Genomic DNA, 12,918 nt, shown 5'->3' with positions numbered 1-12,918 from the left:
TGATGGATGCCAAGGGCAACCCGCCGCCTGTGCCGCAGGGGAACCTGCTGGCGCAGGTACCGGTGGACCGGACTGCCGAGCGCTTCGACGCCTTGCTGGAACGGCCCGGCCTGAAGATCGAGCGCATCGTCTCGAACGGCCAGGCCAGCCCGAAGGGCTTCTGGTACGACAGCGCGCAGGACGAATGGGTGCTGCTGGTGAGCGGCAGCGCCGGCCTGCATATCGAGGGCGAGGCCGAGCCGCGCAAGCTTGCGTGCGGCGACTATCTGCATCTGCCGGCGCATTGCCGGCATCGCGTGGCGTGGACCGATGCGCAACAGCCGACCGTCTGGCTGGCGGTGCATTGCAGTGCTCCAAGCCAGATTGAAGGCTAGCGTCGAGCGAGCGCCCGCCCTCTCCCCGGCCCCTCTCCCACTGCGTGGGAGAGGGAGCAAACCGAGCGATCCGCAAGCGCATAGCCTCAATCTCTCGCAGGCTTAGCTCCCCTCTCCCGCGTGCGGGAGAGGGGTTGGGGAGAGGGCGGGCGCGAGCCGAAGCCGGCAGCGCTTAACACTACACTCAGCCCCCGTCAACCGGAAACACCGGCTCCCCCAGGTTCAGCATCAACCGGTTCGCCCACGCAAAGATCGCGATCGAGTGAATCAGGTCGAGGATCTCTGCGTCGCTCACGCCCACCTCGCGCAGGGCGCGCAAGGTGTCGGCGTTGACCGCATCCGGCCGCTCGGTCAGCGCGATCGAGAACTTCGAGATCGCCTGCTCGCGCGCGGTGGTGCCCGCCGTATGCGGGTCCTCGAAGACCTGGGTGATCACATCGTTGCGCTTGGCCAGTTGCTCGAAGCGCTGGGCATGCACCGACGCGCAGTACACGCAGCCGTTGATGCGCGACACCACCGTGCTGGCCAGCTCCCGCTCGGCGCGCGCCATGCCGCCGGGGGCGTACATGATGGCGTTGAAGGCCGTGGAGCGCTGGCGCAGGATCTCGGGCTGGTGCACCAGGAACAGGTAGTAGTCCGATACCTTGGCCTTGGGATGGCTTTCTTCCAGCACCGCGATCTGCTCGGGCGTGGCCTGGTCCACCTGTACCACGTCCAGCCAGGCCTTCCAGTCAAGTACCTCGTTGGTGAAGCCGTTTGCCTTGATGGGTGCGCTCATGCTGCGGCCTCCTGGGATTGCAGGGTTTTCAGGGCCTTCAGGCCGGCTACCAGGCGCACCTGGTAGGACAGGAATGCAATCAGCTGGGCCAGCGTCACCACGTCAGGCGTGGCCAGGCCGGCGGCGGGCAGGGCCTTGAGGGCGGCTTCGTCGCCGGCGACCGGGTTCTCGATCAGGGTGCGGGTGAAGGCGAGGATGGCGCGCAGGCGCGGATCGGCCAGCGATTCCGGATCGCCTTGCCCGGCCACGGCGACCAGGGCGGCATCGGCGCCGGCCTGCGCCAGGCGCGCGCTGTAATGCGCAACCAGTTCCGGCGCGGGTGTCAGGCGCGCGGCATAGAGCGCCACCAGCAGGCGCTCGGTCAGCGGCAGGCCGGGCAGGGCGGGATCGAACAGCGCGTCATAGCTGCCTTGCGTGGAGGCGGCGACTTTCTCGCGCTGATGGCGCAGTGCATGGGTGGCCGAGCCGGCGGCGAGGCCGGCTGCGTGGTCCACCACGTCGGCGGTGGCTGGGTTGGCTTGGGTCATGATGGGTTCTCGGTCTTGACTCAGTGATTTTGTTGTTCGGTCGTTCAGGCCTGGCCGGCATGGCTGGCGACCGCACGCGCCAGGAACTCGCGCACGCCGATCCACGATTGCTCGTCCGCCACGGCATTCGCCGCCGGTGTGCCGCCCGTGGTGCTGATGCGCCTGGACACCGGATGCGCATAGACCATCTGCGTGGTCGGCACGTAGGGGAAGAGGATGGCATGGCCCGCCTCCTCGAAATCCAGGTGCCTGACCGCATGCGGATGCCCGGCCTCGGCCAGCTTGTCCGCCACCATGCGCGAATACAGGCTGGAAGGCCAGGAGCCGTCGTCGGTGCCCGACAGCAGCATCACCGGCCCGCGGATATCCTCGACCCGGATGCGGGCGCGCGCCACCGCGTCGGGGTCTTGCAGCGCGGTCAGGATGGCGCGTTCATGCCGGTGCGGCGCCGGGCCTTCGTCAAAGGGCGCCCAGCTTGCCGTACGGTTGTTCTCCCACACGTGCGGCAGCGGCTTGCCGTGGTGCAGCCAGGCCGGGCCTTCGCGGCCGATGGCGGGGTCGGCGGCGTTCTGCGCGCTGTGCACCACCGCGCCGGGCACGTAGCCGATCACCGCCGACACCAGCTCCGGGAAGGTCGCGCCCAGCAGCAGCACAAGCTCGCCGCCGCGCGACTGGCCCGACAGCGCGATGAAATCGTGCGCCGGCCGGACGTGTTCGCGGATCCAGTACAGGCCTCGCTCGAAGTATTCCAAAGGCGTATTGGAGATGTAGTCCGATAGCCCCGGCGCCTTGAAGTACGCTAATGCCAGCGCGGCGTACCCGCGCGAGGCATAGAGCGCGGCGCGCGGTTCGTTGAGGCCGGCGCCCGAGCCGTTGAGCACCATCACCGCCGGATGCGGGCCGGGGCCCGCGGGCAAGTAAAGCGTGCCGACCAGGCCGTCCTCGCGCACTTCCCGGCGGGTCACACCGGCAGCCGCCAGGCGCTGCACCAGTTCGCCGTTTGTTTCGCCGCCGCCTGCCCGCACCGTGACCTCGGTCACGAGCGGCCGGGTGGCGTCGGCATGGAATTGCTCGCGGCTGTCGCTGTCGACCGGGCGCTGCGACCACAGCAGGCCCATGGCGCTCACGCCGGCGTAGCTGCCGGACAGTGGCGCGTCGCGCTCCAGGTCCACGGTGCCGGCGGCGTCCGCCACGAACACGGCTTCGCTGGCCCAGGGGATACCTCGGCCGCGCAGCGTGCGCGTGGCGATGGCGATGGTTTCGCCGGGGCGCAGGCCCGATACGGAAATCCGCCGCGCGACGTCGATCAGGTCGTCGACCGGCGTGATGTGAAGCTGTGCCATGTTCGCCGCTCCGCCTTACTTGCCGTCGCGCGTGACCATCATCGCCGCGGTGCGGTCGCTGGTCATCGGCGCTACCTTCAGGCCCTTCTTGGCGGCCCAGATGTTCTGGTAGTGGTAGAGCGGCAGCACGCCTACATCGTCCGACACCAGCTTGACCGAGCGGCGCAGGATGGCTTCGCGCTTGGGCACGTCGAACTCGGCGGTGGATTCGTCCAGCGTCTTGTCCACGGCCGGATTGCTGTAGTGGCCCCAGTTGGAGGCGCCCAGGCCCTTCTTGGCATCCACGGTGGCCAGCACGTTGACCAGCGCATAGCTGGCCTCGCCGGTGCCGTTACCCCAGGCCAGCATGCTGACCGCGTATTCGTTCTTGTTGGCGCGGCCGGCGTAGACCGACCAGGGCACCACTTCCACCTGGGTCTTGACGCCGATGCGGGTCCAGAACTGGGCTACCGCCTGCGCGGTCTCGGGGCCTTGCGGATAGCGGTCGTTCGGCGCGTGGATGGTCAGCTTGAAGCCATCCTTGAACCCGGCCTCGGCCAGCAGCTTCTTGGCCTGCTCCGGATCGTAGGGAATGTCCTTGACCTCCGGGTTGTAGCCGAAAGTGCTCTTGGGCATCCACTGGTTGGCCACGCTGGCGGTGTTCTGCAGGATGCGGCCCACCACCGCCTGGCGGTTGATGGCCAGCGACAGCGCGCGGCGCACGCGCACGTCCAGCAGCGGGTTCTTGTCGAGCGGCTTGCCGGCGTTATCGGTGATGTACGGATTTGGGCCGGGCTTGAAGCTCGGCTGCAGCAGCATCACGCGCAGGCCGGCGTAGGGAAACACGCTGACATTGGGCGATTGCTTGAGCTTGGCCAGGTCGGAGACCGACACCTTGTCGATCACATCGACGTCGCCGGACAGCAGCGCGGCGGTGCGGGCCGGGCCGTTGTTGATATAGCGGTAGTTGACCTGCTGCCAGGCCGGCTTGCCGCCCCAGTAGCCGTCATTGCGCGCCATCATCACGCGGTCGCCTGGCGTGTAGGAGATGAACTTGTACGGGCCGGTGCCGACCACGGCACGGCCGCTGTTGTAGTCCTCGGTGCTGGCCTTCTCGCCCACATGCTTGCTGACGATATGGATCGAGGCCAGGTTCAGCGGCAGGTCCGGGTTCGGGATATTGGTCTTGATGACCAGGGTGTACGGGTCCTTGGCGTTCATCGACTCGATGGTGCGCAGGTAGCCCGCGTACGACGCCACGCTGCCCGGCACATTGCGCGCGCGCTGGTAGGAGAAGATGACGTCCTCCGCGCCGAAGGGCTTGCCATCCTGCCACTTCACATCGCGGCGCAGCTTGAATTCCCAGGTCTTGTCGTCCAGCGCCTTCCACGACAGGGCCAGCCCCGGTTGCAGCTTGTTGTCCTTGTTCTCGATCAGCAGGTCCCAGAAATGCAGGTCCACCGAACGGTCGCCGGCGTGGTTATTGAGCTGCGGGTCCAGCGACGAAAGCGGATCGGCAAAGGCGATCGACAAGGACTGCGCGCAGGCCGCGCCGGCGCAGAGCATGGCGGCAACGGTGGCGCTGATCGAGAGGGACAGCAGGCGTTTCATGGGCAGGTTTCCTCGGGGCGATGAGAGTATTTGAGAAGCGTGGCGCGCATTAGCCAACCTCGTTCAGGTGGCAGGCGCTGAGATGGTTCACGGCGATGCCGCGCAGGCGCGGCACCTCGGTCCGGCAGCGCGCCATGGCATGCGGGCAGCGCGGATGGAAGTGGCAGCCCGGCGGCGGCGCCAGCGGGCTGGGAATCTCGCCCTTGATGGCGGTGAAGGTCTTGTGGCGCGAGTCCAGGCGCGGGATTTCCGCCAGCAGCGCTTGCGTGTACGGGTGGTTGGCCTGCCGGAAGATGTCTTGCGTCGGCGCGCTCTCCACCACGCGGCCCAGGTACATGATGACCACGCGGTCCGATACATGCTCCACCACGCCAAGATCGTGGCTGATAAAGAGATAGGTCAGGCCAAGCTGCTCGCGCAGGTCCATGAACAGGTTGAGCACCTGCGCCTGGATCGACACGTCCAGAGCAGCCACCGCCTCGTCGCACACCAGCAATTCCGGCTGCACGGCGAGCGCCCTGGCAATGCCGATGCGCTGGCGCTGCCCCCCGCTGAACTGGTGCGGGTAGCGCTGGCGCAGCGCCGGGTCCAGCCCGGCGCGCTCCAGCTGCGCGCTAACGTAATCGTCGAAGCCGGCCGCGTCCACCAGCCCGTGCAGCCGTGCGCCTTCGCCGACGATGCGGTCCACGCGCAAGCGGGGATTCAGGCTGGCGTACGGATCCTGGAACACCATCTGGATCTTCAGCCGCAGTGCGCGGCGCTCGCTCGCATCCAGGCCCTCGATGCTTTGGCCATCCACACGGATCTGCCCAGCAGACGGCTGCAGCAGGCCGGCCACCATGCGGCCAAGCGTGGATTTGCCGCAACCGGATTCGCCGACCAGGCCAACCACTTCGCCCCGGCGGATCTGCAGGTCCACGCCGTCCACCGCGTGAGTGACGGGCGCGGGCTCCGACCAGCCCATGCGCTGCAGCGCGCGGCCAAAACGGCCGGGATACTGCTCGCCAAAGCGCTTGGCGAGACCATGAGCGTCGATCAGGGCGGGCAATTGCGGCGGCTCGCCGGCAGCGTGTCCGGTCGGCTTCATGCGAACTCCGCGGCAACGGCCGGCTGGCCTGGATGGAAACAGCGTACCTGGCGCATGGCTTGCGGCGAGGTGATGACGGGCGCCTGCCCGCAGGCACTGGACACGCGCGGGCAGCGTGCCGCAAAGGCGCAGCCCGGCGGCATCGTCAGCAGGTTGGGCGTCATGCCGGGAATCTGGCGCAGCCGCTGGCCGCGCTTGTTCAGGCTCGGCAGGCTGCCGATCAGGCCGGCGGTGTAGGGGTGCAGCGGATGGTCCAGCACGGCGTCGACCGGGCCTTGCTCCACGATGCGGCCGGCATACATCACGGCGACTTCATCGGCCAGGCCGGCTACGACGGACAGGTCGTGCGTGATCCAGATCAGCGCGGTGCCATGCTGGCGTGCCAGCTTCTGCACTTCGGACAGGATCTGCGCCTGGATGGTGACATCCAGCGCGGTGGTCGGCTCGTCGGCCATGATCAGGTCGGGCCGGTGCAGCATGGCGATGGCAATCGCCACGCGCTGGCGCATGCCGCCGGAGAGCTGGTGCGGGTAGGCGCGCAGGCGTTCCTCCGGGCTGGGGATGCCCATCATGCCCAGCGTGTCGCGTGCCAGTTCGCGGGCCTGCTTGTGGCTGGCGGGGCTGTGCGCGCGCACGGCCTCGATCATCTGCGCGTCCACCCGCATCACCGGATTGAGCGTCATCATCGGATCCTGGAAGATCATCGCGATGCGGTTGCCCTGCAGCCGGCGCAGCTCCGCTGGCCGCATGCTGGTCAGCTCCCGGCCCTGGAACAGGATCTCGCCGCCGACGATGCGTCCCGGCGCGTCGACCAGGCCCATGATGGAAAAGCCCGTGACCGATTTGCCGGAGCCGGATTCGCCCACCAGCCCGAGGATGCGGCCGCGCGGCACGGTGAAGGACACGTCGTCCACTGCCGGCAGCACGCCCGCCCGGGTTTCGAAGTGCGTGCGCAGATGGCGGACTTCCAGCGTCGGCGCGGCGTTGTTGATGTCCGGCGTGGTCATTTCTGCAACCTCGGGTTGAGCACGTCGCGCAGGCGGTCGCCCACCAGGTTGATGGCCACCACCGTGACCAGCAGCGCGATGCCGGGGAAGAAGCTGATCCAGTATTCGTCGGACAGCATGAACTGGTAGCCGTTGGCAATCAGCAGGCCTAGGGAGGGCTCGGTCACCGGCACGCCCAGGCCGAGGAAGGACAGGGTAGCCTCCAGCGTGATGGCGCGCGCCACCTGCAGCGAGGCAATGACGATCAGCGGCGGCAGGCAGTTCGGCAGGATATGGCCCACCACGATGCGCCAGTTGGAAATGCCCTGGCCGCGCGCGGCTTCTACGTATTCCCGCCGGCTTTCCACCAGCGCCTGGCCACGCGCGGCGCGCGCATAGTAAGCCCACTCCAGGATCACCAGCGTCAGCACCACATTGGTCACGCCCTTGCCGAGGAAGGCCAGGATCATCATCGCGACCAGGATCGACGGGAACGACAGCAGCAGGTCCACGGTGCGCATGATCACGCTGTCCACGCGCCCGCCGGCATAGGCGGCCAGCAAGCCGAGCAGGGTACCGATGACGCCAGCGATCAGCGCCGAGCCCACGCCCACGCTCAGGCTGATGCGCAGGCCGTAGAGGATGCCGGAGAAAATGTCGCGCCCCTGGCCGTCGGTGCCGAGCCAGTAGCTGTAGGTGCCGGTGCCGCTCGGCGTGCCGGGCGCAAGGCGCGCGTCCATGACGTCGAGCTGGAGCAGGTCGTACGGATTCTGCGGCGTGACCAGCGGCGCGAAGACCGCGGCCAGCACCAGGACCACCAGCAGCACCAGGCCGAACACGGCGGTGCGCGAGGCGAAAAATCCGCCGCCATGCGGCGCCACGGCGATTCGCGGCGCAGCGCCTGGGGCGCCGCCGCAGCGGCGGCAGCGGTGTTGTCGATGGCGCTCATGTGGCGGCCTCCAGCCGCACGCGCGGGTCGAGCAGCTTGTACAGGATGTCCACGATCAGGTTCAGCGTGACGAACAGGCACACCACCACGATCAGGTAGGAAACGATCACCGGGCGGTCCAGCGCGTTGATGCTGTCGAGGATCAGCTTGCCGGCGCCGGGCCAGGCGAAGATGCTCTCGGTCACCACCGCAAACGCGATGGTCGAGCCGAACTCCAGCCCCAGCACGGTGACCAGCGGAATCATCGTGTTGCGCAGCACATGGCCCAGCACCACCCGGATCGGCGACAGGCCCTTGGCGCGCGCGAACTTGACCCAGTCCTGCGGCAGCACCTCGCGCACGCCGGCGCGGGTCAGCCGCAGCACCAGCGAGACCTTGAACAGCGACAGGTTGATGGCCGGCAGGATCAGGTGGCGCAGGCCGTCGGCGGTCAGCCACGACCACGGCACGCCCAGCCACTCGGCAGTGGCGCCGCGCCCGCCCGAGGGCAGCCAGCCGAGCCGCACGCTGAAGGCCATGATCAGCATCAGCCCGACCCAGAAGGCGGGCAGCGAGAAGCCGACGATGCTGCCGGTCATCAGCACACGCGAGACCGGATGCTCCGGGTACAGCCCGGCAAAGAGACCGCAGGGCACGCCTACCAGCACCGCCAGCAGCAGCGCCGCGACGGCGAGTTCCAGCGTGGCGGGCAGCCGCTGCAGGATGAGCTGGATGGCGGGCACGTTATAGACAAAGCTGTTGCCCAGGTTGCCATGCAGGGCACCTTGCAGGAAGGCGAGATACTGGCGCCAGAGCGGCTGGTCCAGCCCCAGCCTGGCGATGATGCGCGCGCGCTCGACCTGGTCCACGTCCTGGCCGATCAGGATATCGACCGGATTGCCGATCGCGTGCAGGCCGGCGAACACGATCACCGTCATCGCCAGCACTACCAGCAGCGATTGCGCCAGCCGCTTGGCCAGCCATCGAATCGGCCAGCGGCTCATGATGCGTTCGCCGCGTCGCTGGGCAGCGCCGGGGCGGCCCGGCGGGGACCCACTCATCGCCGAACACTTCGGGCTCGGCGAAGGCTTCCATATTGGCGTAGTGCAGCGCCACGTCCTCCTGGTAGAGCAGGGCGGCGATGCCTTGGCCGAGGCGCCTGGCGCCGTCGCTGATGGCGGGGATGTCGCCGGATACGGTGCCGTGCGTCAGCGCCGCCGGATAGCAGAAGCAGTGGATGCGCGACAGGCCCGGGCAAGCGTGCGTCGTCTTCTCGAGGAATTCGAAGGCCGGGCCAAGGTCCGGCGAGTCCGACAGCTCCTGGTCTTCCTGCCCCGTGGCCGGGGTGTAGCGGTCGCGCCAGTAGCGGATATGGCGGGCGAAGGCGCCGAACTCCTCGCGCGTTTCCAGCGCAATGCGAAAGCCCGTGGAGAAGATCAGGAAATCCAGCTCGAACGCGCCCTTGGGCGTATGCACCAGCAGCCCGTCGCCGGCTTGCTCGATGCGCTCGATCGGGCAGGCCAGGTTGAAGCGCGCGTTCTCGTGCTGGGAGACCCGCAGCGTGCTGCCGCGCGGCGGCGGCACCTGCTGGGCGTTGATGTAATGGCGGATGCGCCATTTCCAGTCATCCGGCAGGCCGGGATGGCCGTGCGTGAGGCCGGGGTTGCCCGCGCCCTTGCCCTTGTTGACGCGGGGGATGTCGGCGCGCCGTATCAACAGGTCGACGCTGGCCGCGCCCGCCTCCAGCGCGGTGGCGGCGCTGTCCATGGCGGACGCGCCCGCGCCGATCACGCCTACGCGCTTGCCGCGCAAGGTGCTGTAGTCGAACACATCGCTCGAATGCGCCCAGCGCGAGCGCGGCAGGTCCTGCGCGAAGGGCGGCACGTGCGCGCCGCCCAGTCCGTCGCGGCCGGTGGCCAGCACCACGCGGCGCGCCAGCACGGTCTGCGCGCCGGCGGGCGAGCGGATTTCCAGCACCACCAGGCCATCGGGGCGGGGCACCACACGCTCGACCCCGTGTTCGTTGCGCACGTCCAGGTCCAGCACCCGGCGATACCAGCGCAGGTAATCCATCCATTGCAGGCGCGGGATCTTGTCCAGCGCTTCCCAGGCGTCGGCGCCGAACTGCGCCTCGAACCAGGCGCGGAAGGTCAGGGCGGGCAGGCCCAGCGCGGGGCCGGTGAGCTGCTTGGGCGAGCGCAGCGTTTCCATGCGCGCGGTGGTGGCCCAAGGGCCTTCGAAGCCTTCCGGCGAGCGATCGAAGATGCGCGCGTTGATGCCCAGGTGCTTGAGCGTGGCCGCCGCGGCCATGCCGGCCATGCCGCCGCCGATCACGGCCACGTCCAGCACTGGCTCGCCGTCGTGCGTGCGCGCCACGGTCCAGCTTTTGGCGGGCAGTTCCAGCCAAGACAGGTCCTGGCGCAGGCGCGCTTCCAGGGCGGCAAGGCCGGCGGCGTTGGCGGCGGCTGCCGGGAAGGTGTCAGCGGGCGAGTTCATAGGTCGGTTTGTTCCGTGTCGTAGGGCGTGCCGGCGGCCGGCTCGGTGGCGGCGGCGTCGCCATACAGCGCTTGCAGCAGCGCGCCGTGCTGTTCCGGTCCGCGCTGGGTAAAGTCCGGCAGCAGCGCGCGGGCCGCGTCAGCCAGCGTGTCGATCAGCGCCAGCACCGCCGCGCTGGCGGGCCTGGCCTGCGGGGTGATCACGCCAAAGTAAAAGGGAATGTCGGCATCGATGGGGCGCACCACGATATCGGCCAGCGGCACGCCGCGCGCGGTCACCGGCTCCAGCACGGCAATGCCCAGCCCGGCGCGCACGGCGGTGAGCGCATTGAGCGAGGAGTTGGTGTCGATCAGCGCGGCCGGCTCCACCCCGGCGCGGGCAAAGGCCTCGTCCAGGCGGCGGCGCAGCCGGTAGGGGTTCTGCATGGTGACGATGCGCCGGCCGCTGCAGGCGGCCAGAGGAATGGTGGCCAGCGCCGCCAGGGGATCGTCGGCGCGTACCGCGGCCACGCAGGCAGCCTGCCCGATCCAGTGCACGGTCACGCCGCGGTGCTCCAGCGGCAGGCTGGTCAGCCCGATCTCGGCCGCGCCGGTCAGCACCGAATGCACGACCTTTTCGGGGGAGGCGCTATTGATATGGATGTGGCTGGCGTGGCTGGGGAGCCTGCCTTCCCGGCCGTTGTGGCCGTCGCATGATCCGGCTGGTGGCCGGCCAGGGCCAGGGGCAACAACCCGGCCGCCAGGGCCGGCGTGGCCGCGATCTGCAGCGAGCGGTTTTCCTCGCGGGCGATTTCGGCGGCGCGGGCGCGGATCTGCTGCAGGCCGACCAGCGCGTGCTCCACCTCCTCATACAGCAGGAAGCCACGCTCGGTAGGGCTCACGCGTGGCCCGCTTCTGGCGAACAGCGCAAAGCCGATCTCGCTTTCCAACTCCTGGATCAGGCGCGTGATGGCCGGCTGGGAGCGCCCCAGCAGGCGCCCGGCGGCGGTCACGCTGCCGCTGGTCATGACTGCCGCGAAGGCTTCCAGTTGCCGGATTTCCATGGGGGCCCGAGTTGCTGATGCTATGTATGTGTTTTGTGGATTCTCACCCTGCTAGCATTCAGATTGCAAATACTATTTTCATATGTGCTCATGCGGCACAAAGTGGGTGCGCGCCGGCGTCGCTGTCGAGGCCATGCACGTATCATGTGATGAACCGGCCCGGCAGTCCGCGTGCCACGCACCATGCCCAGGAGAGCGCTTCATTTGACCTTGCAACCCGGAAGCCCGCGCCGTACCGAGCCTTGGCTGGCCATGCTCCTGTGCTGGGCGCTGGCCTGCCTGTCGCTGCTGGCCGCGGCCGGCACGGCCCGCGCCGATACCCTGCGGGTCGGCTCCAAGCGCTTCACCGAGTCCTACATCCTCGGGGAAATCCTCACCCAGGCCGCTGCCGCCCAGGGCAGCGCACAGCACACGCCGGGCCTTGGCAACACAGCGATCGTGTTCGAGGCGCTCAAGGCCGGCAGCATCGACCTGTATCCCGACTACACCGGCACCGTTTCCAGCGAAATCCTCAAGCTGCCCGCCGGCGCCAGCCTGGCGCAGATCAACCAGGCGCTGGCGCCGCTGGGCCTGGCGGCAGGGATTCCGCTTGGCTTCGAGAACACCTATGCGCTCGCCGTGGAGGCGCACAAGGCGCAGCAACTCGGGCTGGCGACGCTGGGCGACCTGGCCGCGCGGCCGCAACTGCGTCTCGGGCTGTCGCATGAATTCCTGGGCCGGGCGGATGGCTGGCCCGGGCTGGCGCAGCGCTACGGCTTGCGCCAGCGGCCGCTCGGGCTGGACCACGGCGTGGCCTACGAAGCCCTGGCCAACGGGCAGGTCGACGCCATCGACATCTATTCCACCGACGCGAAGATCCGCAAATACGGGCTGCGCGTGCTGACGGATGACCGCCATTACTTCCCCCGCTATGACGCCGTGGTGCTCTACCGCCTGGACCTGCCGCAGCGCTTCCCGGCCGCCTGGCAGGCATTGACGGGGCTGGCCGGCAAGGTGAGCGCGGCGGACATGATCGCCATGAATGCCGCGGCGGAACTGGATGGGCAATCCTTTGCCGCCGTGGCGCGGGCCTTCCTGGCGCATGGCAATGCCGGCGCGACGGACGCAACGGCCGGCGCGCGCGCCGGCCTAGCCGGCACCTTGTTTGGCCGCGATACCCTGCGGCTGACCTGGCGCCACCTGGCCCTGGTGCTGGGTGCGGTTGGCGCGGCCACCTTGCTGGGCGTGCCGCTGGGCATCGTCGCCGCGCGCCGGCAGCGGCTGGGGCAGGCGCTGATGGCCGCGGTGAGCGTGCTGCAGACCGTGCCGTCGCTGGCCCTGCTGGCGATGCTGATCCCGCTGCTGGGGCGCATCGGCGTCTGGCCGGCGATGGTGGCGCTGTTCCTCTATGCGCTGCTGCCGATCGTGCGCAACACGCTGACCGGCCTGCAGCAGGTGCCAGCCGGCATGCGCGAGGCGGCGCGCGCCCTGGGCTTCACGCCCGGCCAGGTGCTGCGCTATGTGGAGCTCCCGCTGTCGATGCCGGTGCTGCTGGCCGGCATCAAGACGGCCGCCATCATCAGCGTGGGCACCGCCACCATTGCCGCCTTTGTCGGCGCTGGCGGCTATGGCGAGCGCATTGCCACCGGGCTGGCGCTGAACGACCATGTGCTGCTGATGGCGGGCGCCATCCCGGCCGCCGTGCTTGCGCTGCTGGTGCAGGCCGGGTTCGAGCTGGGGGAATGGTATCTGGGCAGGCATGCCCGGGGCGGAACGATAACCTGACGC

At 68.9% G+C, this 12,918-nt stretch carries 7 protein-coding genes and 4 pseudogenes; 2 read left to right on the top strand and 9 right to left on the bottom strand.

Annotated features, from left to right (window positions below; translation table 11 throughout):
- Window positions 1-2 precede the first annotated feature (2 nt).
- Window positions 3-374 carry a cupin domain-containing protein gene (locus OMK73_RS17140; protein WP_267603060.1) on the top strand — a complete coding sequence of 124 codons (372 nt, stop codon included), beginning with the start codon at window positions 3-5 and terminating at the stop codon, window positions 372-374.
- A 184-nt stretch (window positions 375-558) separates the two neighbouring features.
- On the opposite strand, the pseudogene OMK73_RS39280 reads toward OMK73_RS17140, so the two are convergent.
- The 9 genes and pseudogenes from OMK73_RS39280 to OMK73_RS38365 all read right to left on the bottom strand — a co-directional run bounded on the left by OMK73_RS39280 (window position 559) and on the right by OMK73_RS38365 (window position 11,151).
- Window positions 559-1,679 (bottom strand): annotated as a pseudogene (locus OMK73_RS39280) (CMD domain protein).
- A 44-nt stretch (window positions 1,680-1,723) separates the two neighbouring features.
- A complete protein-coding gene (locus tag OMK73_RS17125; protein WP_267603057.1) occupies window positions 1,724-3,022 on the bottom strand; it encodes an acyl-CoA thioester hydrolase/BAAT C-terminal domain-containing protein in 1,299 nt (432 codons plus the stop codon).
- 15 nt (window positions 3,023-3,037) lie between these two features.
- Window positions 3,038-4,612 carry an ABC transporter substrate-binding protein gene (locus OMK73_RS17120; RefSeq protein WP_267603056.1) on the bottom strand — a complete coding sequence of 525 codons (1,575 nt, stop codon included), beginning with the start codon at window positions 4,610-4,612 and terminating at the stop codon, window positions 3,038-3,040.
- Between the two features lie 49 nt (window positions 4,613-4,661).
- Window positions 4,662-5,699: an ABC transporter ATP-binding protein gene (locus OMK73_RS17115; protein ID WP_267603055.1), complete on the bottom strand. Its 1,038-nt coding sequence runs from the start codon at window positions 5,697-5,699 to the stop codon at window positions 4,662-4,664.
- Entirely contained in the window at window positions 5,696-6,706 is a 1,011-nt protein-coding gene (locus tag OMK73_RS17110; protein ID WP_267603054.1) for an ABC transporter ATP-binding protein, read from the bottom strand. The genes OMK73_RS17115 and OMK73_RS17110 overlap by 4 nt, the downstream gene beginning before the upstream one ends.
- Window positions 6,703-7,634: pseudogene (locus OMK73_RS17105) on the bottom strand (ABC transporter permease). The gene OMK73_RS17110 and the pseudogene OMK73_RS17105 overlap by 4 nt, the downstream one beginning before the upstream one ends.
- Window positions 7,631-8,617 (bottom strand): ABC transporter permease, encoded by a 987-nt coding sequence (locus OMK73_RS17100; RefSeq protein WP_267603053.1) that lies wholly within the window; start codon window positions 8,615-8,617, stop codon window positions 7,631-7,633. The pseudogene OMK73_RS17105 and the gene OMK73_RS17100 overlap by 4 nt, the downstream one beginning before the upstream one ends.
- Before the next feature lie 31 nt (window positions 8,618-8,648).
- Window positions 8,649-10,109 (bottom strand): annotated as a pseudogene (locus OMK73_RS17095) (NAD(P)-binding domain-containing protein); the annotation flags it as partial.
- Window positions 10,106-11,151 (bottom strand): annotated as a pseudogene (locus OMK73_RS38365) (LysR family transcriptional regulator). The pseudogenes OMK73_RS38365 and OMK73_RS17095, both read right to left, overlap by 4 nt.
- 252 nt (window positions 11,152-11,403) lie before the next feature.
- Between OMK73_RS38365 and OMK73_RS17080 the strand changes: the two are divergent.
- Entirely contained in the window at window positions 11,404-12,915 is a 1,512-nt protein-coding gene (locus tag OMK73_RS17080; RefSeq protein WP_267606415.1) for a glycine betaine ABC transporter substrate-binding protein, read from the top strand.
- The last annotated feature ends 3 nt before the right edge of the window (window positions 12,916-12,918 follow it).

Source organism: Cupriavidus sp. D39 (assembly GCF_026627925.1).
Lineage (GTDB): Bacteria > Pseudomonadota > Gammaproteobacteria > Burkholderiales > Burkholderiaceae > Cupriavidus > Cupriavidus ulmosensis.
Note: the sequence above shows the minus strand (reverse complement) of the source record. Positions and strands in the feature narration are given on the sequence as shown.